Genomic DNA, 20072 nt, shown 5'->3' on the forward strand with positions numbered 1-20072 from the left:
CTCCCAAACCAACGTTTTTGAAAATGCATATTTATCAGTCTGATGGCATGATTTCTCATTTTAACGGAATGAAAAACCATGCTTATTGGGTATGTGCGCGTATCAACAAATGACCAGAACACGGCTTTGCAACGTGATGCGCTTGAGCGCTCAGGATGTGAGCTTATTTTTGAAGATAAAATCAGCGGAAAATCAACAAACAGACCAGGACTGAACCGGGCGCTCAGGCGACTTAATCAGGGCGACACACTCGTTGTATGGAAGCTCGACAGGCTTGGACGTAGCATGCGGCACCTTGTTTCAATGACTGAGGAGCTTCGCCAGCGAGGTGTTAATTTTCGAAGCCTTACCGACAGTATTGACACTTCGACACCGATGGGGCGTTTTTTCTTTCATATCATGGGGGCTCTCGCAGAAATGGAACGCGAACTGATTGTCGAGAGGACTCGCGCCGGGCTGGCTGCAGCTCGCGCTCAGGGGCGAATTGGAGGAAGACGACCAAAGTTAACGATGGATGAGTGGGCTCAGGCTGGTCGGTTGATTGCTGCCGGAGAATCACGCAAACGTGTAGCACTGATTTTTGATGTTGGCGTATCTACGCTGTACAAGAAATTTCCCGCGTCGACGAACTGACTGTCGTTGTGCCAACCCTTAGCGAACGATGACAAATAGCCCATCACCAGACCAGCCAGGACAATAACACTCGCCCACTAACCACGGAGTTAACCGGATGAGTGATTTTCACCACGGCGTGCAGGTGCTCGAAATTAACGACGGCACCCGCGTCATTTCCACTGTTGCAACCGCAATTGTCGGCATGGTTTGTACGGCCAGCGATGCGGATGCCGCGACATTTCCCCTCAATGAGCCGGTACTGATTACCAATGTGCAGAGCGCCATTGCGAAAGCCGGTAAAAAAGGCACGCTGTCTGCTTCCCTGCAGGCTATCGCCGACCAGTCAAAACCCGTCACTGTTGTCGTACGCGTTGCCGAAGGTACCGGAGAAGACGCGGAAGCGCAGACCATTTCCAACATCATCGGCGGTACGGATGAGAATGGTAAATACACTGGCATTAAAGCGCTGTTGACTGCCGAAGCGGTTACCGGCGTTAAGCCGCGCATTCTCGGTGTGCCGGGTCTCGATACGCAAGAGGTGGCGGTCGCACTTGTGTCAGTCGCTATCAAACTACGCGCATTTTGCTATGTCAGTGCGTGGGGTTGTAAAACCATTTCCGAGGCGATGGCCTATCGCGAGAATTTCAGCCAGCGCGAACTGATGGTCATCTGGCCTGACTTCCTCGCATGGGATACCACCGCGAACGCCACCGCGACGGCATATGCCACCGCTCGCGCACTCGGTCTGCGTGCTTACATCGACCAGACTATCGGCTGGCACAAAACGCTGTCTAACGTCGGCGTGCAGGGTGTCACCGGCATCAGTGCGTCAGTCTTCTGGGATTTGCAGGCATCCGGCACCGATGCTGACCTGCTCAACGAGGCAGGGGTCACAACTCTGGTGCGTAAGGATGGTTTCCGCTTCTGGGGTAACCGCACCTGCTCTGATGACCCGCTTTTTCTGTTTGAGAACTACACCCGCACCGCGCAGGTGCTGGCCGACACAATGGCTGAGGCGCACATGTGGGCGGTCGATAAGCCCATCACCCCCACGCTCATTCGTGACATTGTCGACGGCATTAACGCCAAATTCCGCGAGCTGAAATCAAATGGCTACATCGTGGACGGTGAATGCTGGTTCGACGAGGAATCGAACGATAAGGAAACCCTTAAGGCCGGGAAACTGTATATCGACTACGACTATACGCCGGTTCCACCACTGGAAAGCCTGACCCTGCGCCAGCGTATCACCGATAAATATCTGGTGAATCTGGCCGAATCGGTCAACAGCTAAGGAGCCTGAAACAACATGGCACTACCCCGCAAACTCAAATATCTGAACATGTTCAACGATGGCCTCAGCTACATGGGCGTTGTTGAATCCGTGACGCTGCCGAAGCTGACCCGCAAGCTCGAAAACTATCGCGGTGGCGGCATGAATGGCGCGGCACCGATTGACCTCGGCCTCGACGACGATGCACTAACCGTCGAGTGGGCTGTCGGTGGTCTGCCTGATGTGGCGCTGTGGGCGCAGTACGCCGCGCCGGGTGCTGATGCCGTGCCGCTGCGCTTTGCTGGCTCTTACCAGCGCGACGACACCGGCGAAATCGTGGCGGTCGAGGTGGTCATGCGTGGCCGTCATAAAGAAATCGACGGCGGCGAGAATAAGCAGGGTGAAAACACCTCGACCAAACTGTCGACCGTTTGCACCTATTACCGCCTCACGATTGATGGTAGCGACATCATCGAAATCGACACCGTCAACATGGTCGAGAAGGTGAACGGCGTCGACCGTCTGGAACAGCACCGCCGCGCAATCGGGCTGTAATTCCCTGACCGGTCAGCATTGCTGGCCGGTTATTAACTCCCTTTCAGAGCAGAGAAAAACATCATGGCAAAAGCACCACGCAAAACCGCTGAATTTGTTGATACGGCTGGCAATGAAATTGACACCGTAAACCCGAACGTCGTGACCCTCGACAAGCCGATTAAGCGCGCCGGTCAGACGATTGATAAAGTCACCCTGATTGAGCCGAACGCCGGTACCCTGCGCGGTGTCAGTCTGGCAGCGGTGGCGCAGTCCGAAGTCGATGCGCTGATTAAGGTACTGCCCCGCATGACCTATCCCGCGCTCACCGCGCAGGAGCTTACCGCAATGAACCTGCCCGATATGCTGTCGCTGGCCGCTAAGGTGATTGGTTTTTTGTCACCGGCTTCGGCGGAATAGATTTTCCACCCGACCTGTCGACCGATGACCTGATGGCGGATATTGCAGTGATATTTCACTGGTCGCCATCAGAGCTCTATTCCCTGAGCCTGACCGAGCTCATCACATGGCGCGAAAAGGCGCTGCAGCGTAGCGGAAACCACAATGAGTAATAACCTGAGGCTTGAGGTATTGCTGAAAGCGGTCGACCAGGCGACCCGACCGCTTAAATCCATCCAGACCGCGAGTAAATCCCTGTCGGGTGATATTCGCGACACGCAAAAAGGGCTGCGTGACCTGAATGGGCAGGCGTCAAAAATCGACGGCTTTCGTAAGGCAAGCGCGCAACTGGCCGTGACCAGTCAGTCGCTTGAGAAAGCGAAACGCGAGGCCGGTGAGCTGGCCGTGCAGTTTAAAAACACCACCAGTCCGACCCGCGCGCAGGCACAGGCACTCGAAGCGGCAAAGCGTGCCGCTTCTGAGCTGCAGACGAAATACAACAGCCTGAGAACGTCGGTACAGCGCCAGCGCTCCGAGCTGATGCAGGCCGGTATAAATACCCGCACCCTGTCTGCCGATGAGCGTCGGCTCAAAACCTCCATCAGCGAAACGACGGCGCAGCTTAACCGCCAGCGCGAGGCACTGGCGCGCGTCAGTGCGCAGCAGGCGAAATTAAGCCGGGTGAAAGAGCGATATAAATCAGGTAAAGAGCTTGCCGGTAACATGGCCGCAGCAGGTGCTGCCGGGGTCGGTATCGCGACAGCGGGAACGATGGCCGGGGTTAAATTACTGATGCCCGGTTATGACTTTGCGCAGAAAAATTCCGAACTGCAGGCCGTGCTCGGGGTCGATAAGCAATCGCCAGAAATGGAGGCGCTACGCAAACAGGCTCGCCAGCTCGGCGACAATACTGCAGCCTCTGCCGACGATGCTGCCAGTGCGCAGATTATTATCGCAAAAGGTGGTGGTGATGCCGCCGCGATTCAGGCAACAACGCCAGTTACTCTGAATATGGCGCTTGCTAACCGTCGTACAATGGAAGAAAACGCCGCGTTACTGATGGGGATGCGCTCCGCGTTTCAGCTTTCCAATGACAAGGTTTCGCATATTGGCGATGTACTGTCTACGGTGATGAACAAAACAGCCGCCGACTTTGACGGCCTCAGTGATGCGATGACATATGCCGCGCCGGTGGCAAAAAATGCCGGTGTCAGCATTGAAGAAACCGCCGCAATGGTGGGTGCTCTGCATGATGCAAAAATCACAGGCTCGATGGCTGGTACCGGGAGCCGTGCAGTATTAAGTCGCCTGCAGGCTCCGACCGGCAAGGCATGGGACGCCCTCAAAGAGCTGGGTGTCAAAACCTCAGACAGCAAAGGCAATACGCGCCCGATATTTACCATCCTGAAAGAAATGCAGGCCAGCTTTAAGCGCAACAATCTTGGAACCGGACAGCAAGCCGAATATATGAAAACGATATTCGGCGAGGAAGCCAGCTCATCAGCTAATGTGCTGATGGCTGCAGCGGCCAGCGGCAAGCTCGACCAGCTAACCGCCGCGCTGAAAGCGTCAGACGGCAAAACCGGGGAGCTGGTTAAGGTTATGCAGGATAACCTCGGCGGCGACTTTAAAGAGTTCCAGTCTGCTTATGAGGCAGTCGGTACCGACCTTTTTGACCAGCAAGAGGGCTCGCTGCGTAAACTCACCCAAACCGCCACACAATACGTGTTAAAGCTCGACGGCTGGATCCAGAAAAACAAAGGTCTGGCGACAACTATCGGCATTATTGCCGGTGGCGCGCTGGCACTGATTGGTGTCATCGGCGGCATTGGCCTCGTTGCGTGGCCGGTTGTTATGGGTATTAATGCCATTATTGCCGCTGCTGGCTTGTTGGGGACGGTCTTTACTGTCACAGGTGGTGCCATTGTGACGGCACTGGGCGCGATTACCTGGCCGATTCTGGCCGTCGGTGCGGCGATTGTGGCTGGGGCGCTACTCATCCGCAAATACTGGGAACCCATTAGCGCATTTTTCTCAGGGGTGATTGAGGGCATCATGAGTGCCTTTGCACCTGTCGGGGAAATGTTCGCTCCACTGGCACCCATTTTTGACGGCATCGGTGAGAAGCTGCGCGGAGTCTGGCAATGGTTTAAAGACCTGATTGCACCGGTCAAGGCCACGCAGGAGACGCTTGATAGCTGCAAAAATGTCGGCGTTATTTTTGGTCAGGCACTGGCCTCGGCCTTGATGGCTCCGCTCAATGTTTTTAACAAGCTGCGCAGCGGTGTCAACTGGCTTCTCGAAAAGCTCGGCATCATCAACAAAGAGTCGGACAGTCTCGACCAGACCGCCGCCAAAACCAACGCCGCCACGCAGGGTAATTCCTACATTCCGGCTACCAGCACCTATGGCGGTTATCAGGCTTACCAGCCCGTTACCGCACCGGCGGGACGCTCTTATATCGACCAGAGTAAAAGCGAATACAACATCAATCTGCCGGGTGGCGTTGCGCCGGGGCATCAACTCGACCGACAGTTACGTGACACGCTCGAACAGGTTGAGCGTGATAAACGCGCCCGTCAGCGTGCCAGTATGACCCACGACTACTGAGGAGGAATAAAACGATGATGCTTGCGCTTGGAATGTTCGTGTTTGAACGCCGCACCATGCCTTATCAGTCGATGCAACACTCGAAGGATTACCGCTGGGCGTCCAATGACCGGGTAGGTAAACCGCCTGCGTATCAGTTTCTCGGCGAGGGCGAAAACGCGATCCAGCTTGCCGGTACGCTTTACCCTGCTATTACCGGCGGTCGTATATCACTGCTGGCTGTTGAGTTGATGGCCGACGAGGGCAGAGCGTGGCCGCTGATTGAGGGAACCGGCAATATCTTCGGGATGTATATCGTCGATAAGGTGTCGACTACGCATACCGAGTTTTTCAGCGACGGCGCGGCCAGAAAGATTGATTTCACCCTTTCGCTGAAACGGGTCGACGAATCACTGACCGCAATGTTTGGCGACCTGAATAAGCAGGCCAGCGAGCTTCTAGGCTCTGCCGGTAATCTCACTGATAAGCTGCAGGGTGCGCTCGGGGGGCTGACAGCATGATTACGGGTATGACTATTGATGCCGGTACCAGCCTTTCACCGGCGTTTATGCTGACACTGAACAGCCAGGACATTACCAGCAATTTTAGTGATCGGCTGATTTCTCTCACCATGACCGACAACCGGGGTTTTGAGGCTGACCAGCTCGACATTGAGCTCGACGACTCCGATGGAAAAGTCGAGCTACCCCTGCGCGGGGCGGTGCTGACGCTGTGGCTTGGCTGGCAGGATTCGGCGCTTCTGAATAAGGGCGATTTCACGGTCGATGAGATTGAGCACCGGGGCGCGCCTGATACCCTGACCATTCGCGCGCGTAGTGCAGACTTTCGCGGAACGCTCAATTCACGGCGTGAAGAATCATGGCACGACACCACCCTCGGTGAGCTGGTCAGTACCATCGCAAAGCGCAATAAACTGACGGCCAACGTCGCAGATTCGCTGAAAAAAATCCCGGTACCGCATATCGACCAGTCGCAGGAATCCGACGCGGTATTCCTGACCCGACTGGCTGACCGCAACGGGGCGACGGTGTCAGTGAAAGCGGGGAAACTGCTCTTCCTTAAAGCCGGTAGTGCGATGACGGCCAGCGGTAAACCCGTCCCGCAAATGACCCTTACCCGCAACGATGGTGACCGTCATCAGTTTGCCATTGCCGACCGCGGGGCTTATACCGGCGTAACAGCGAAATGGTTGCACACAAAAGACCCGAAGCCGCAAAAGCAGAAAGTAACGCTGAAACGCCAGCCAAAAGAGAAACACCTGCGAGCACTGGAACACCCGAAAGCAAAACCGGTCAGCAAAAAGACAAAGGCCAAAAAAGAGCAGGAAGCGCGCGAGGGTGAGTACATGGCCGGTGAGGCCGATAACGTGCTGGCATTGACGACGGTCTACGCTTCAAAGGCGCAGGCTATGCGTGCCGCTCAGGCTAAGTGGGATAAGCTGCAGCGAGGCGTCGCGGAGTTTTCAATTACGCTGGCGCTTGGTAGGGCTGATTTATTCCCTGAAACACCGGTGCGCGTGTCGGGCTTTAAGCGTGTCATAGACGAGCAATCATGGTTAATCAGTAAGGTAACTCACAATCTAAATAATAGCGGCTTCACGACGGGCTTAGAGCTTGAGGTTAAGCTATCTGATGTGGAGTACAGTGCAGAATCAAATGATGAATAAAATATATTCACAAAAAGTGAATTGATGATTATCATTGATTCACTAATTGAGAATGAGAGGTGGGTTATGTTTCATTGTCCGAAGTGCCATCATGCTGCACATGCGCGAACAAGCCGCTATCTAACTGAAAATACGAAAGAGCGCTACCACCAGTGCCAGAACATCAACTGTAGTTGTACATTTATGACAATGGAAACGATAGAACGCTTTATTGTTACTCCGGGATCCATCGACCCGGCACCGCCGCACCCGGCTGTCGGTGGTCAGCGGCCATTGTGGCTCTGATAAATTTTCGCTAAATGCCCGCCGCGTGCGGGTTTTTTTATGCCTTCAGTAAAGTGACGGTAAAAAATTCACCGCCATTCTATCGCCACTCAAAAATGAGGTAACAAAAAAGCCACTCTTTTGAGTGGCTTAATTATATGATTTAAAAGCTAAAATTTGGTGGCCCCTGCTGGACTTGAACCAGCGACCAAGCGATTATGAGTCGCCTGCTCTAACCACTGAGCTAAGGGGCCGTGGCGGTGAATTATAAAGTAACTCCGGCGTGCAATCCAGCCATAACCGTACGTATGCTGTTTTATTAAACAACGTATTTTCAATCCGTTATACTTTTCTTACGATGTTATGTAGTGGAGTCGTTATGGTTAAGGACATTTTAGCGCCGGGGTTGCGGGTCGTGTTCTGCGGCATCAATCCGGGGCTTTCTTCTGCCGGGACGGGATTTCCGTTTGCACATCCGGCGAACCGTTTCTGGAAGGTGATTCATCAGGCCGGTTTTACCGAGCGCCAGCTCAAACCCGAAGAGGCAGAACACCTGCTGGATTTTCGCTGCGGTGTCACCAAACTGGTTGACAGACCAACGGTGCAGGCCAATGAAGTCTCGCGTCAGGAGTTGCACGACGGTGGACGTAGCCTGATTGCCAAAATTGAGCAGTACCAACCGCATGCCCTGGCGATTCTGGGTAAGCAGGCATTTGAGCAAGGCTTCAGCCAGCGTGGCGTACAGTGGGGAAAACAGAGCATAACCATTGGCGCAACGCAGGTGTGGGTGTTGCCGAATACCAGCGGGTTGAGCCGCATTACGCTGGATAAACTGGTGGAAGCATTCAGGGAACTGGATGAAGCGCTGATCGTGCGGGGGAGATGATCCCGACAGTGGCTGTCCGGATCCTCTATTCCATTACATCGGGTCAACCTGGGCAATCATCGCCTGACCCAGCGCGCTCTCAATGCGGTAGCACAGTGTTTTCATTCTGGATTCGTAGGCGTTAATGACAAGATCATTCAACTGAGGGTTCAGGTCCTCCTTCACTGAAAGGAACAGACTATTTTTCTTGTTCAGCTCCGCCATCGCGCCGCTGTATTTATCCCAGTTTTTCGGGCTGTAGGAGCGAAGGGCGTTTAATGAGCGTATGCAGGTTTCGTTGGCTGTCAAAGAACTGCTTTTCATCCTGTCTTCATTCGCCGTAGCCTGAGGTTGTTGTACAACCGGCTCTGCTACGGGAGTGACCAGCGATTTAGGCGCGTTTTGCTGTTTATTGACACAAGCAGTCAGCACGATGCATACCATCAGAAGCCATGTGTTTTTCATTTTATTATCAGTTCCTGCAGAAGAGTAGGGCATACTCATTTATTTGCTTGAGAATTATCTTAGGTATTGATTATAAGAGGAAACGGAACAATAGCAATGCGAGTTTATTACTGTTGGGATTGGGATGATTTTCACACGCTGGAATTCAGAGGATAAATAAATATCCTCCGGCATAGTCGGGGGTTTTTCTGATGCGCCTATAAGACTCTGTTACCAGCCGCGTCCTAACAGGCGTATACGATCTGACATTTGCATCAGACTTCGTTACTTACGGCCCGTAAACGGGCTGCCCGGATAAGGGAGCGATAACTGCTCATAAAGCATCAGACTGCTTTTCCCTTTAAGATATCCTATGAAGCCAGATACGCTCATTTTGGGCGGGATTTCCACAAGTATATGGATGTGATCTGCGCAACATTCAGCTTCCAGGGTCCGTACGTTTTTCCACTCGCACAGCTTTCTTAAGATGCCGCCTATCGCCCTGCGTTTCTCTCCGTAGAACGCTTGTCTTCGGTATTTTGGCGCAAAAACTATGTGATATTTACAGTTCCATCGGGTGTGCGCTAAGCTCTTTTCGTCCCTCATTGGGACCCCCTTTTGATTCCTTGTTGAACTTTTGCAGTTGCCAGACCGCAAGATGTTTTAACAAATCAAAAGGGGTTTTAATAACTGACTTAAAGCTGAAAGCTTTCCGGAACCCCCAGCCTGGCAGGGGGTTTTCCATAGGCAAAAAAAAGGCCACAGCAAGCTGTGGCCTTAAATATTAATCCAGCGCGATGAACGATTAGTCGTCCAGGAAGCTACGCAGCACTTCAGAACGGCTCGGGTGACGCAGTTTACGCAGCGCCTTCGCTTCGATCTGACGAATACGTTCGCGGGTAACGTCAAACTGTTTACCCACTTCTTCCAGCGTGTGGTCGGTGTTCATATCGATACCAAAACGCATACGCAGGACTTTCGCTTCACGCGCGGTCAGGCCAGCCAGCACGTCATGCGTTGCCGCACGCAGGCTCTCGGTTGTGGCAGAATCCAGCGGCAGCTCGAGGGTGGTATCCTCGATGAAATCACCCAGATGCGAATCTTCATCGTCACCGATAGGGGTTTCCATGGAGATCGGCTCTTTGGCGATCTTCAGCACTTTACGGATCTTGTCTTCCGGCATCAGCATACGTTCAGCCAGCTCTTCCGGCGTCGGCTCGCGACCCATCTCTTGCAGCATCTGGCGGGAGATACGGTTGAGTTTGTTGATGGTCTCAATCATGTGCACCGGAATACGGATGGTGCGCGCCTGATCCGCGATAGAGCGGGTGATCGCCTGACGGATCCACCAGGTTGCATAGGTGGAGAACTTGTAACCACGACGGTATTCAAACTTATCGACCGCTTTCATCAGACCGATGTTGCCTTCCTGAATCAGATCCAGGAACTGCAGACCACGGTTGGTGTATTTCTTGGCGATAGAGATAACCAGACGTAAGTTTGCTTCAACCATCTCTTTCTTCGCACGACGCGCTTTCGCTTCGCCAATGGACATGCGACGGTTGATGTCTTTGACCTGCTCGATGGTCAGGCCGGTTTCTTCTTCAATCTGACGCAGTTTCTGCAGACCACGATGAACGTCATCGGCCACATCGTGCAGTTTTTCGGACCACGGCTTGTTCATCGCGATAGCCGCATTGAACCAGGTTTCGCTGGTTTCATTGCCGGTGAACAGGGTGATGAAGTTCTTCTTCGGCATTTTGCACTGCTCAACGCAGAGCTTCATGATCAGACGTTCCTGGGTACGAACCCTGTCCATCATGACGCGCATGCTGTTCACGAGGTAGTCAAACTGCTTTGGTACCAGACGGAACTGCTTGAATACTTCAGACAGCTTCAGGATCTCAGTCTGGGCATCGGCGTGGCTACGACCTTTCGCTTTGATGGTGTCACGCGTGACTTCGTACTGCGTACGCAGTTCGCCGAACTTCTCGCGCGCCAGCTCAGGATCGATGCTGTTGTCGTCATCGCTGCTGTCGTCGTCGCTGTCTTCTTCGTCTTCGTCCTCATCGTCATCCATGTCTTCCTGAGATAACTCAGATCCGACGTGAGTGGCGGTAGGGGCCAGATCTTCTTCCGCGTTTGGATCGACAAAGCCGGTGATCAGATCGGACAGACGGGCTTCTTCAGCTTCAACGCGATCGTACTGCTCAAGCAGATAGGTAATAGCTTCTGGATATTCGGCAACGGAGCACTGAACCTGGTTGATCCCGTCTTCGATGCGTTTCGCAATATCGATTTCGCCTTCGCGGGTCAACAGTTCAACGGTACCCATTTCACGCATGTACATGCGAACCGGGTCAGTGGTACGACCGATTTCAGACTCTACGCTGGACAGAACTTGCGCAGCCGCTTCTTCCGCGTCTTCGTCGGTACTGGTGGTATTTTCAGCAAGCAGCAGATCATCGGCATCCGGTGCTTCTTCCATCACCTGAATACCCATGTCGTTGATCATTTGGATGATATCTTCAATTTGATCTGAATCGACGATATCTTCCGGCAGATGGTCATTGACCTCGGCATAGGTCAGATAGCCTTGCTCCTTACCACGGGTGACAAGAAGCTTCAGCTGTGACTGCGGGTTTTGCTCCATAAGACGGTATCCACACTTAATTCGTTTGATTAGAGTCAGCAAGCCGTTGCTGCCAACATTTAAAGCGAGGGCGTACTTATATTTGTGGCCGCTGCCTCTCAGTGCGGCTGTCGGGGGCTTCCCGATCGCTATTCGGCACTTAAGCCGTTAAATACTTTTGTCTGTTTCAATTCATTTCTTCGCCAGTTCCTGGTTCAGTGTCCAGAGCTCCCGGCGTTCTTCGCTGCTTAAACCGTGTGTGCGCTCGCGGGCGATTAGCTCTTCCTGGCGCAGCTCAAGCATCGAATCAAACATATGGTTGAGTGAGTCGGTGAAGGTTTTTTCAGCAATATCCTTATCTGCTATATCGTCCCACATCGACAATTTTTCAAGGGTGGCCGCATCATTTGTGCCACGATAGTGTTCTAAAAGCTGTCCGGTGGTTAGCCCTGGCTGGGACAAACAAGTGTTGACCAGTTCTGCGAATAAGCCAAGCCCAGGCAGCTTATTCTGGTCCAGACCGCTTAACGGTGGCACCAGCGGCGCCAGTTCCGGATTTTGCACCAGCAGTCCTATCAGTATACGCATGGTCGTGCGTTTTAGCTGCGGAGCGGGTCGGGAAGTCCCACTTTCGGACAATTTTGGCATTAATCGTTCAAGCTGGCTGTCATCCAGAATGCCAAGCTTGTTGCCCAATTCCTGTCGCAGATAAATGCGTAACGTTTCACCCGGTACCTGAGTGATAAGCGGTAGCGCCAGCGTACTCAACTGCGCTCGACCGTCCGGCGTGCTCAGGTCCACCTGCGGCAGCAGGCTATTAAACAAAAACGCGGAGAGCGGCAGGGCCTGCTCCATCCGGGCTTCGAATGCCGCTTTTCCCTCTTTACGCACCAGCGTATCGGGGTCTTCGCCATCAGGTAAAAACATAAAGCGTAGCTGACGACCATCCGTCATGTACGGCAGTGCGGTTTCCAGCGCGCGCCAGGCGGCGTCTCGTCCTGCACGGTCACCGTCATAACAGCAAATAACGTTGTTCGTGGCGCGGAACAGGAGCTGAATATGATCGGCGGTGGTTGAGGTGCCCAGCGAAGCCACGGCATAGTTAATACCATACTGCGCCAGCGCCACCACATCCATATAGCCTTCCACCACTAACAAACGTTGCGGATCGGCGTTATCCTGCTGCGCTTCATAAAGGCCATACAGTTGGCGGCCCTTATGGAAAATATCGGTTTCCGGGGAGTTGAGGTACTTCGGTAGCGCATCACCCAGCACACGACCGCCAAAACCTATCACCCGACCACGCTTATCGCGGATGGGGAACATCACCCGTTCGCGGAAGCGATCGTAACTGCGTCCCTGATCGTTGGTGACCAACATACCCGCATCCACCAGTGACTGGCGATTTTCGCTATTGCCGCCAAACCGTTTCAGGACGTTGTCCCAACCGGGGGGCGCAAAGCCAATAGCAAAACGCGCGATCACTTCACTACTGAGTCCTCGCTTTTCCAGATACTGGCGCGCAGGGGTAGCGGCGGGTTGCATCAGAGATTGCTGATAAAACGTGTTCAGGCCATCCATCAGTTGATACAGGCTTTGCCGTTGATGGCGCTCTATCTGACTGGGGCCTGTGCCTGCTTCAAACGGGACGTCAAGGTTATGCATAGCCGCCAGTTCTTCGACGGTTTCCACGAACTCGAGCTTGTCGTAGTTCATCAGGAAGTCGATAGCGTTGCCGTGCGCGCCGCATCCAAAGCAGTGATAAAACTGTTTTTCACCGTTTACGGTGAAAGAGGGGGTCTTTTCGTTATGGAACGGACAACACGCGTGATAATTTTTGCCCTGTTTTTTCAGCTTTACCCGCGCGTCGATGAGATCGACGATGTCGGTTCTTGCCAGCAGGTCATTGATGAATACACGTGGGATTCGTCCAGCCATATGCCCCTTTTATACACTTCATCCTTCAAGCTGCCTCGGCGTTGGCTACGCTCGTTCACCCCTGTCACTTACTTAAGTAAGCTCCGGGGATTCACTCCCTTGCCGCCTTGACGCATCATGAATGATTTTGTGTATATGCTAATGCATAAACGAAAATAAGCCGCGCATTCCTTTCGGAAGCACGGCCTTACAACTACAACTCGGTCTGAATCGAGAGCCTCAGCCCCCGACAGAGATTAGTACAGACGAGTGCGGCGTGCGTTTTCGCGAGCCAGTTTCTTCGCGTGACGTTTCACAGCAGAAGCTTTGGCGCGTTTGCGTTCGGTAGTCGGTTTTTCATAGAACTCACGACGACGAACTTCCGCCAGAACGCCTGCTTTCTCGCAGGAACGCTTGAAGCGACGCAGTGCTACGTCGAACGGCTCGTTTTCACGTACTTTAATTACCGGCATGTAACTCTCACCTTTGATAAATTCGGTTTGCCGCTGGCATCAGCGCCAGCTTATTTCAAAATGGTGCGGAATTTTACTGCAATTGCTGCTGCTTTGTAAAGCACCGATGCGATTTTGAAAGGGACTTTTATAAGGGGGAAGAGTATACACGAAATCGGGAGTGAGGGTATACATCTACCCGCATTCGACCTACACTGCGCGGTAATAACGTGAGGTAGAAACAAGTCATGCGTGTACTGGGAATTGAAACATCCTGCGATGAAACCGGCATCGCCATTTACGACGACGAAAAAGGTCTGTTAGCCAACCAATTGTATAGTCAGGTGAAATTACATGCTGACTACGGCGGGGTCGTGCCTGAACTGGCCTCCCGCGATCATGTCCGCAAAACGGTGCCGCTGATTCAGGCGGCGCTGAAAGAGGCGGGACTGAATGCGAAAGAGATTGATGCGGTGGCGTATACCGCAGGACCGGGTCTGGTTGGCGCGCTGCTGGTCGGCGCAACCGTCGGACGTTCGCTGGCGTTTGCATGGAATGTGCCCGCCATCCCTGTACACCATATGGAAGGACATCTGCTGGCACCCATGCTGGAAGATAACCCGCCAGAATTCCCCTTTGTGGCGCTGTTGGTCTCGGGAGGGCATACCCAGCTTATCAGCGTGACGGGCGTTGGGCAGTATGCGTTGCTCGGTGAATCGATTGACGACGCTGCCGGTGAAGCGTTCGATAAAACCGCCAAGCTGCTGGGACTCGACTACCCTGGCGGCCCGATGCTGTCGAAAATGGCGTCGCAGGGCACCGCCGGACGTTTTGTTTTCCCGCGGCCCATGACCGATCGTCCGGGGCTGGATTTCAGCTTCTCCGGGTTGAAAACCTTTGCGGCGAATACGATTCGCAATAACGGCGATGATGATCAAACTCGTGCCGATATCGCCCGGGCGTTTGAAGACGCGGTGGTGGATACGCTAATGATCAAGTGCAAGCGGGCGCTGGATCAGACCGGCTTTACGCGTCTGGTGATGGCAGGCGGCGTCAGCGCCAACCGTACGCTGCGGGCGAAGCTGGCGGAGATGATGCAAAAACGTCGTGGCGACGTGTTCTATGCCCGCCCGGAATTTTGTACCGATAACGGGGCGATGATTGCCTATGCCGGTATGGTGCGCTTTAAAGCGGGTGCCACGGCGGATCTCGGCGTGACTGTACGTCCGCGCTGGCCGCTGGCGGAACTGCCTGCGGCATAAGCGCTTTCTGTCCTGCCCGGTGGCGCTGCGCTTACCGGGCCTACGAATCTATTCTCTGCGTTTACCGGCTCGACAAGACCGTAGGCCGGGTCAGGCGAAGCCGCCACCCGGCAATACACCGCATACACCCGCACTACACCCGCAGCATTCCTCTGTCTTCCAGAAACGCAATAATTGTCGCCAGACCGTCACCCGATTTTAAATTGGTAAACGTCCATGGGCGCTCGCCACGCATGCGCAGCGTGTCGCGTTCCATGACCTCCAGCGACGCGCCTACATAGGGAGCGAGATCGGTTTTGTTGATCACCAGAAAATCCGATTTGGTGATCCCCGGTCCGCCTTTTCGCGGGATCTTTTCCCCTTCGGCCACATCGATCACGTAGATAGTGAGATCCGCCAGTTCCGGGCTGAAGGTGGCGCTCAGGTTGTCGCCGCCGCTCTCAACAAAAATCAGATCCAGATTGCCGAATTTTTCGCTTAACGCGTCCACCGCGGCCAGATTCATCGAGGCATCTTCGCGGATGGCGGTGTGCGGACAGCCGCCGGTTTCCACACCGACAATGCGTTCCGGTGCCAGCGCGCCAGCTTCGGTGAGAATGCGCTGATCCTCTTTGGTATAGATATCGTTGGTGACCACCGCCAGTTGCCAGCGGTCGCGCATCGCTTTGCATAACGCTTCCAGCAGGGCGGTTTTACCGGAACCCACCGGGCCGCCTACGCCAACGCGCAGGGGATGTTTGTACTCACTCATTGTCTCTCCTCAGGAGCGAAATAAACGGCAATATTGCGTTTCATGGCGTGCAGAGGCGATGGCTGCCAGCGGCGTGGCGGAACCCAGACCGTCATCCGGACACGCCAGCGCCTGCGCCATGCCCTCGGCATACTGCGAGCAAAGCGTAATAATCAGCCGCTGGGCCGCCTGCTGACCAAACGGCACCAGTTTGACACCGGCCATCACCGCACTCTCAATCCAACTGTATCCGAACGTTAAGGCCAGGTCGGGCAGTGGAATGCGCCACTGCACGCCCAGCCAGGCCATACCGCAGAGCTGACTGTCGGCAAATAGCGTGCGCCATGGCTGCGGGCATTCTGGCTGCCAGTCGACGACCAGTCGGGTGAACGCCGCGCCCCGGCTGCGCTCTTCTTCCTGTAGCTCGCGGGTTTCCCGACAGGCCAGCAGATACGCCGTCCAGCGTCGTGCAGCGTCAATATCATCCTGCTCGCAAGCCCGATACAGCCGGGCGAACAGCGGCAGGTCGACGGTGAAAACGCTGTTTTCCATCTGCCGGGTTTGCCAGTGCGCGAAGGTGTCCACGCTGTTCACCCAGCCGGTCTCAACTACCCACTCCAACCCCTGTGACCAGGTAAACGATCCCACCGGCAGACTGCTGCTGGCGAGTTGCAGTAGACGCAACTGCTGCAGTGCATCACGCATCAGTGCGCATGGCTGTGGTGATGACCATGAGATTCACTGGCATACGCCCCGGCCTCAGGTTCAAACGGCAAGTGCGCAAACGTCACCTGCAGTTTGAACTGGCGCAGCATCGTATCCAGCACGTGATCGTGGTGATAGCGCAGTTCGTCCGGCAGAATTTGTAATGGGACGTGGCGGTTACCGAGGTGATAACAGGCTTTCGCAAGCAGGAACGGATCGGCACAGCGCACCACCGACACCGCCTCGCTGGCGGCGATGATTTCCACCACTTCCGTGCCGTCTTCAGTGCTCAGGCAGTCGCCGCCGCGCAGCAGCAGGCCACGGGGCAGCATCAGCCCCGCTTCGCGCCCGTCATTGAGTTGTACTTTCGCCCGACTCTTCACGCGGATATCAATCGGCAGCGTCAGCGTGGCGGTGACGTGCGCTGGGGTGTCAACGCGTTGCGTCAATAACAGCATCTCGGCTCCTCAAAATAAAAAGTAACGCTGCGCCATTGGCAGAACGTCAGCGGGTTCGCTGGTGATGAGTTCACCGTCGATACGAACCTCATAGGTCTGGGCATCCACGGTGATATTGGGTTGCAGGCTGTTGTGGATCATGTCGGCTTTTTTCACCGTCCGGCAGCCTTTCACCACGGCGGTTTGGCTTTGCAAATTGAGTTGCTGCGCGACGCCGTTTTCCACCGCCGCCTGTGACAGAAAGGTCAGCCGGGAATGATGACGTGCCGCGCCGAGCGCGCCAAACATCATGCGGTAATGCACCGGTTGCGGCGTGGGGATGGAGGCATTGATGTCACCCATCGGCGCGCAGGCGATCATGCCGCCCTTCACGATGGTGGCTGGCTTCACGCCGAAAAAGGCAGGGGACCAGAGCACTAGGTCCGCCAGCTTCCCGGCCTCAATCGAACCGACTTCGTGGGCGATGCCGTGCGTCAGCGCCGGGTTAATGGTGTACTTGGCAATGTAGCGCTTCACGCGCAGATTATCGTTATCACCCGTTTCTTCTGCTAACGGGCCACGTTGCACTTTCATCCGGTGCGCCACTTGCCAGGTGCGCAGGATCACTTCCCCCACGCGTCCCATTGCCTGAGAATCCGATGAGGTCAGCGAAAACGCGCCAATGTCATGCAACACGTCTTCGGCGGCAATGGTCTCCCGACGGATCCGGGATTCGGCAAAGGCGACATCCTCGGCGATATCCGGATCCAGGTGGTGACAAACCATCAGCATGTCGAGATGCTCATCAATGGTGTTGACGGTGTAGGGCAGTGTCGGGTTGGTGGAAGAGGGAAGAATGTTGGCATGCGCGCAGGCAGTGATGATATCCGGAGCATGCCCGCCGCCGGCCCCTTCGGTGTGAAACGTGTGGATGGTGCGATCGCCAATCGCTGCCAGCGTATCTTCGACAAAGCCCGACTCGTTTAATGTATCGCTGTGCAGGGCCACCTGAATGTCCATCTCATCGGCTACGGTCAGCGCGCAGTCGATAGCCGCAGGCGTCGCACCCCAGTCTTCGTGGATTTTCAGGCCGATGGCGCCAGCGGCAACCTGCTCGCGCAGCGCATCGGGATGGGAACCATTGCCTTTGCCCAGCAGGCCGATATTGACGGGCAGCGTGTCCGCCGCCTGTAGCATTCGGGCGATATACCACGGCCCCGGCGTGCAGGTGGTGGCATTGGTGCCGGCAGCCGGTCCGGTGCCGCCACCAATCATTGTCGTCACACCGGAGACCAGCGCTTCTTCCGCCTGCTGCGGACAGATCCAGTGAATATGGGTATCCACGCCACCCGCCGTCACGATCTTGCCTTCGCCGGCGATCGCTTCGGTGGCGACGCCGATTGGGATCGTCACGTCAGGCTGAATATCCGGATTTCCGGCTTTGCCAATCGCAAAGATCCTGCCGTCTTTAATGCCGATATCCGCTTTGACGATCCCCCAGTGATCGACGATCAGCGCATTGGTGATCACCAAATCCACGCAATCCTGAGACGGCATCTGCCCCTGGCCCATGCCGTCGCGGATCACTTTGCCGCCCCCGAATTTCACCTCTTCGCCATAGGTGGTGAGATCGTTTTCCACTTCGATCCACAGATCGGTGTCCGCCAGACGTACTTTATCGCCGGTGGTTGGGCCGAACATGTCGGCGTAAGCCTGTCGGGAAATTTCAGCCATGTTTCACCTCCAGTGCACCCATGACGTCGCCGCGAAAGCCAAAAATACGCTGTGCGCCCGCCACGCGTACCAGCTCGACCTCTCGCTTTTGCCCCGGCTCAAAACGTACCGCTGTCCCCGCCGGAATATTCAGACGAAAACCCAGCGCGGATTCACGGGCAAAGCGGAGCGCCGGGTTGACCTCGTAAAAGTGGTAGTGCGATCCCACCTGAATAGGACGATCGCCATGATTCTCCACCACGATCGTGCGCGTTTCACGCCCTGCGTTGATCGCAATGTTTCCTGTCGCGATCCGGTATTCACCTGGAATCATGATTGCTCCTTAGACGATCGGACTGTGAACGGTGACCAGCTTCGAACCGTCCGGAAAGGTCGCTTCAACCTGGATGTCCGGGATCATCTCCGGAACGCCTTCCATCACCTGTTCACGGTTAAGAACGTGGCGGCCATCCTCCATCAGCGCAGCGACGCTTTTGCCGTCGCGCGCCCCTTCCATGATGAATGCGCTGATGAGCGCCACCGATTCCGGGTAATTCAGCTTCAGCCCGCGCGCCAGTCGGCGCTCCGCGACCAGCGCAGCGGTAAAGAGCAACAGCTTGTCTTTTTCTCTGGGAGTCAGTTCCATAGGGAGTCTCTTAGGTTTGCCAGATGCGCGGCGGGTGCGGTGGCTTTTGGGTTAACAGCGGGCGCAAAAACTGCCAGATTTCACGCATGACGCGCTGAACGATCAGGTTGTCGTCTGCCAGAAAACGGACCGTCAGCAGCCGGTCGGCGAGCGTTGCCCCGGCATAATCACCGAGCGGAGCCAGACGTTCGCGCACGCCGTCCAGCATCTGTTCCGTGGCCGGATAACAGAGCAGGGTGCCGCACCACGGTTGACTGGCGATGGCCGCGAGATCCCCATCACGCAGCGTCAGGCGCTCAATGAGCAGCGGCTGCCCGTCACGCCAGACTTCCAGGCGGTTGTGCAATGCGCCGTGGCTGAACGTCTCTTGCATGACCGGTCGTCCGAAGCAGAGCAGATCCCAGCCCAGCAGGCGGCTTTCGGCGGTGAGATGAAATATGGAGCAGAGGCTGGCGTTAGCGCCCGGGAACAGGATCGTATCCTGCGGCAGCCATTCCAGCGTCGCGTTCGGGGCCAGCGTAAACGTCTGGTGCAGTCGTGCCAGCGGACCTGCGCTGCGATAAAACTTGCCCGCACCGGGCATGGTGATTAATACATGGCTGTTTTCGTCCAGCGTGACGGAAATCTGGAGTTCATCACCGCCGACAATTCCGCCGGGAGGATGGAGTAAATAGAGATGGCAAACATCGTCTTGCGGATAAAACGGCCGTTGAACCGTCAGGGGACCGACGTGGTGTGCGCGAGTGAGCACCGTTTTATGCGCGGTATGGCTAAACCGCAGGTCGAGTTCGGCCTGCCAGCCCCGTGTTGGTGTCTTGTGCGCAACGGTATCCAGAGCGTTTCCCTTATCAGCGTGAGGGTGTTTGCATAGTAAAAAGTATGCCTCAGCAGAGGGGGAAAACGGTCAT

Annotated in this window: 22 protein-coding genes, 1 tRNA gene and 1 pseudogene; 11 read left to right on the forward strand and 13 right to left on the reverse strand. The window is 55.2% G+C overall.

What is annotated here, in order from left to right:
- Nucleotides 1–78 precede the first annotated feature (78 nt).
- The 9 genes from ACERJC_RS22480 to ACERJC_RS22520 all read left to right on the forward strand — a co-directional run bounded on the left by ACERJC_RS22480 (nt 79) and on the right by ACERJC_RS22520 (nt 7382).
- On the forward strand, nt 79–633 hold the full coding sequence (locus ACERJC_RS22480; protein WP_042324340.1) for a recombinase family protein: 555 nt from the start codon (nt 79–81) through the stop codon (nt 631–633).
- 97 nt (nt 634–730) lie between these two features.
- Entirely contained in the window at nt 731–1909 is a 1179-nt protein-coding gene (locus ACERJC_RS22485) for a phage tail sheath protein (RefSeq protein WP_373672508.1), read from the forward strand.
- A 15-nt stretch (nt 1910–1924) separates the two neighbouring features.
- Nucleotides 1925–2443, forward strand: a complete 519-nt coding sequence (locus ACERJC_RS22490; protein WP_373672509.1) for a phage major tail tube protein — start codon at nt 1925–1927, stop codon at nt 2441–2443.
- Between the two features lie 63 nt (nt 2444–2506).
- Nucleotides 2507–2842 (forward strand): phage tail assembly protein, encoded by a 336-nt coding sequence (locus ACERJC_RS22495; RefSeq protein WP_032448432.1) that lies wholly within the window; start codon nt 2507–2509, stop codon nt 2840–2842.
- A gap of 32 nt (nt 2843–2874) precedes the next feature.
- On the forward strand, nt 2875–2994 hold the full coding sequence (locus ACERJC_RS22500) for a GpE family phage tail protein (protein ID WP_001630833.1): 120 nt from the start codon (nt 2875–2877) through the stop codon (nt 2992–2994).
- Nucleotides 2987–5431 (forward strand): phage tail tape measure protein, encoded by a 2445-nt coding sequence (locus ACERJC_RS22505; RefSeq protein WP_373672510.1) that lies wholly within the window; start codon nt 2987–2989, stop codon nt 5429–5431. The genes ACERJC_RS22500 and ACERJC_RS22505 overlap by 8 nt, the downstream gene beginning before the upstream one ends.
- Nucleotides 5432–5445: 14 nt before the next feature.
- Nucleotides 5446–5931, forward strand: coding sequence for a phage tail protein (locus ACERJC_RS22510; protein ID WP_373672511.1), 486 nt, complete (start codon nt 5446–5448; stop codon nt 5929–5931).
- A complete protein-coding gene (locus ACERJC_RS22515) occupies nt 5928–7097 on the forward strand; it encodes a phage late control D family protein (RefSeq protein ID WP_373672512.1) in 1170 nt (389 codons plus the stop codon). Before ACERJC_RS22510 ends, ACERJC_RS22515 begins: the two co-directional genes overlap by 4 nt.
- 66 nt (nt 7098–7163) lie before the next feature.
- Nucleotides 7164–7382: a DNA-binding transcriptional regulator gene (locus ACERJC_RS22520; protein ID WP_042324329.1), complete on the forward strand. Its 219-nt coding sequence runs from the start codon at nt 7164–7166 to the stop codon at nt 7380–7382.
- A 157-nt stretch (nt 7383–7539) separates the two neighbouring features.
- Here ACERJC_RS22520 and ACERJC_RS22525 read toward each other — a convergent pair.
- A tRNA-Ile gene (locus ACERJC_RS22525) sits at nt 7540–7615 on the reverse strand.
- A gap of 125 nt (nt 7616–7740) precedes the next feature.
- Between ACERJC_RS22525 and mug the strand changes: the two genes are divergently transcribed.
- Entirely contained in the window at nt 7741–8247 is a 507-nt protein-coding gene (gene mug, locus ACERJC_RS22530; RefSeq protein WP_371895845.1) for a G/U mismatch-specific DNA glycosylase, read from the forward strand.
- Between the two features lie 33 nt (nt 8248–8280).
- Here mug and ACERJC_RS22535 read toward each other — a convergent pair whose 3' ends face one another.
- The 5 genes and pseudogenes from ACERJC_RS22535 to rpsU all read right to left on the reverse strand — a co-directional run bounded on the left by ACERJC_RS22535 (nt 8281) and on the right by rpsU (nt 13692).
- The gene (locus ACERJC_RS22535) at nt 8281–8730 is read right to left on the reverse strand and encodes a YuaE family lipoprotein (protein WP_286631614.1); all 450 of its coding nucleotides are present in this window, start codon (nt 8728–8730) and stop codon (nt 8281–8283) included.
- A 270-nt stretch (nt 8731–9000) separates the two neighbouring features.
- Nucleotides 9001–9276: pseudogene (gene tnpA, locus ACERJC_RS22540) on the reverse strand (IS200/IS605 family transposase); the annotation flags it as partial.
- A gap of 199 nt (nt 9277–9475) precedes the next feature.
- Nucleotides 9476–11323 carry an RNA polymerase sigma factor RpoD gene (rpoD, locus tag ACERJC_RS22545; protein WP_046495899.1) on the reverse strand — a complete coding sequence of 616 codons (1848 nt, stop codon included), beginning with the start codon at nt 11321–11323 and terminating at the stop codon, nt 9476–9478.
- Nucleotides 11324–11494: 171 nt separating this feature from the next.
- A complete protein-coding gene (dnaG, locus tag ACERJC_RS22550) occupies nt 11495–13240 on the reverse strand; it encodes a DNA primase (RefSeq protein WP_286631612.1) in 1746 nt (581 codons plus the stop codon).
- A gap of 236 nt (nt 13241–13476) precedes the next feature.
- Nucleotides 13477–13692 carry a 30S ribosomal protein S21 gene (gene rpsU / locus ACERJC_RS22555; RefSeq protein WP_001144069.1) on the reverse strand — a complete coding sequence of 72 codons (216 nt, stop codon included), beginning with the start codon at nt 13690–13692 and terminating at the stop codon, nt 13477–13479.
- Between the two features lie 227 nt (nt 13693–13919).
- Between rpsU and tsaD the strand changes: the two genes are divergently transcribed.
- On the forward strand, nt 13920–14933 hold the full coding sequence (gene tsaD, locus ACERJC_RS22560) for a tRNA (adenosine(37)-N6)-threonylcarbamoyltransferase complex transferase subunit TsaD (protein WP_373672514.1): 1014 nt from the start codon (nt 13920–13922) through the stop codon (nt 14931–14933).
- A gap of 133 nt (nt 14934–15066) precedes the next feature.
- Here tsaD and ureG read toward each other — a convergent pair whose 3' ends face one another.
- Genes ureG through ACERJC_RS22595 form a run of 7 tightly spaced genes read right to left on the reverse strand, consistent with a single transcriptional unit; the run spans nt 15067 to nt 19999 of the window.
- Nucleotides 15067–15684 (reverse strand): urease accessory protein UreG, encoded by a 618-nt coding sequence (gene ureG, locus ACERJC_RS22565; RefSeq protein ID WP_152406072.1) that lies wholly within the window; start codon nt 15682–15684, stop codon nt 15067–15069.
- A 9-nt stretch (nt 15685–15693) separates the two neighbouring features.
- Nucleotides 15694–16368: an urease accessory protein UreF gene (locus tag ACERJC_RS22570; RefSeq protein WP_373672515.1), complete on the reverse strand. Its 675-nt coding sequence runs from the start codon at nt 16366–16368 to the stop codon at nt 15694–15696.
- Nucleotides 16368–16826 carry an urease accessory protein UreE gene (ureE, locus tag ACERJC_RS22575; RefSeq protein ID WP_152406070.1) on the reverse strand — a complete coding sequence of 153 codons (459 nt, stop codon included), beginning with the start codon at nt 16824–16826 and terminating at the stop codon, nt 16368–16370. Before ureE ends, ACERJC_RS22570 begins: the two co-directional genes overlap by 1 nt.
- Before the next feature lie 9 nt (nt 16827–16835).
- On the reverse strand, nt 16836–18539 hold the full coding sequence (gene ureC, locus ACERJC_RS22580) for an urease subunit alpha (protein ID WP_371895848.1): 1704 nt from the start codon (nt 18537–18539) through the stop codon (nt 16836–16838).
- A complete protein-coding gene (locus tag ACERJC_RS22585; RefSeq protein WP_152406068.1) occupies nt 18532–18852 on the reverse strand; it encodes an urease subunit beta in 321 nt (106 codons plus the stop codon). The genes ureC and ACERJC_RS22585 overlap by 8 nt, the downstream gene beginning before the upstream one ends.
- 9 nt (nt 18853–18861) lie before the next feature.
- Nucleotides 18862–19164: an urease subunit gamma gene (locus ACERJC_RS22590; protein WP_152406067.1), complete on the reverse strand. Its 303-nt coding sequence runs from the start codon at nt 19162–19164 to the stop codon at nt 18862–18864.
- A gap of 10 nt (nt 19165–19174) precedes the next feature.
- On the reverse strand, nt 19175–19999 hold the full coding sequence (locus ACERJC_RS22595; RefSeq protein WP_373672556.1) for an urease accessory protein UreD: 825 nt from the start codon (nt 19997–19999) through the stop codon (nt 19175–19177).
- Nucleotides 20000–20072 lie beyond the last annotated feature (73 nt).

It is taken from the genome of Citrobacter telavivensis (genome assembly GCF_041807075.1).
Classification (GTDB): domain Bacteria; phylum Pseudomonadota; class Gammaproteobacteria; order Enterobacterales; family Enterobacteriaceae; genus Citrobacter_A; species Citrobacter_A telavivensis.

Coding starts and splice junctions, on each gene's coding strand:
- ureG (WP_152406072.1), bottom strand. CDS start 15,684: ATGAGTGAGTACAAACATCCCCTGCGCGTTGGCGTAGGCGGCCCGGTG.
- ACERJC_RS22520 (WP_042324329.1), top strand. CDS start 7,164: ATGTTTCATTGTCCGAAGTGCCATCATGCTGCACATGCGCGAACAAGC.
- ACERJC_RS22535 (WP_286631614.1), bottom strand. CDS start 8,730: ATGAGTATGCCCTACTCTTCTGCAGGAACTGATAATAAAATGAAAAAC.
- ACERJC_RS22490 (WP_373672509.1), top strand. CDS start 1,925: ATGGCACTACCCCGCAAACTCAAATATCTGAACATGTTCAACGATGGC.
- rpsU (WP_001144069.1), bottom strand. CDS start 13,692: ATGCCGGTAATTAAAGTACGTGAAAACGAGCCGTTCGACGTAGCACTG.
- ACERJC_RS22590 (WP_152406067.1), bottom strand. CDS start 19,164: ATGGAACTGACTCCCAGAGAAAAAGACAAGCTGTTGCTCTTTACCGCT.
- ACERJC_RS22495 (WP_032448432.1), top strand. CDS start 2,507: ATGGCAAAAGCACCACGCAAAACCGCTGAATTTGTTGATACGGCTGGC.
- ACERJC_RS22510 (WP_373672511.1), top strand. CDS start 5,446: ATGATGCTTGCGCTTGGAATGTTCGTGTTTGAACGCCGCACCATGCCT.
- dnaG (WP_286631612.1), bottom strand. CDS start 13,240: ATGGCTGGACGAATCCCACGTGTATTCATCAATGACCTGCTGGCAAGA.
- ureE (WP_152406070.1), bottom strand. CDS start 16,826: ATGCTGTTATTGACGCAACGCGTTGACACCCCAGCGCACGTCACCGCC.
- rpoD (WP_046495899.1), bottom strand. CDS start 11,323: ATGGAGCAAAACCCGCAGTCACAGCTGAAGCTTCTTGTCACCCGTGGT.
- ureC (WP_371895848.1), bottom strand. CDS start 18,539: ATGGCTGAAATTTCCCGACAGGCTTACGCCGACATGTTCGGCCCAACC.
- ACERJC_RS22570 (WP_373672515.1), bottom strand. CDS start 16,368: ATGCGTGATGCACTGCAGCAGTTGCGTCTACTGCAACTCGCCAGCAGC.
- ACERJC_RS22485 (WP_373672508.1), top strand. CDS start 731: ATGAGTGATTTTCACCACGGCGTGCAGGTGCTCGAAATTAACGACGGC.
- ACERJC_RS22480 (WP_042324340.1), top strand. CDS start 79: ATGCTTATTGGGTATGTGCGCGTATCAACAAATGACCAGAACACGGCT.
- mug (WP_371895845.1), top strand. CDS start 7,741: ATGGTTAAGGACATTTTAGCGCCGGGGTTGCGGGTCGTGTTCTGCGGC.
- ACERJC_RS22515 (WP_373672512.1), top strand. CDS start 5,928: ATGATTACGGGTATGACTATTGATGCCGGTACCAGCCTTTCACCGGCG.
- ACERJC_RS22585 (WP_152406068.1), bottom strand. CDS start 18,852: ATGATTCCAGGTGAATACCGGATCGCGACAGGAAACATTGCGATCAAC.
- ACERJC_RS22500 (WP_001630833.1), top strand. CDS start 2,875: ATGGCGGATATTGCAGTGATATTTCACTGGTCGCCATCAGAGCTCTAT.
- tsaD (WP_373672514.1), top strand. CDS start 13,920: ATGCGTGTACTGGGAATTGAAACATCCTGCGATGAAACCGGCATCGCC.
- ACERJC_RS22505 (WP_373672510.1), top strand. CDS start 2,987: ATGAGTAATAACCTGAGGCTTGAGGTATTGCTGAAAGCGGTCGACCAG.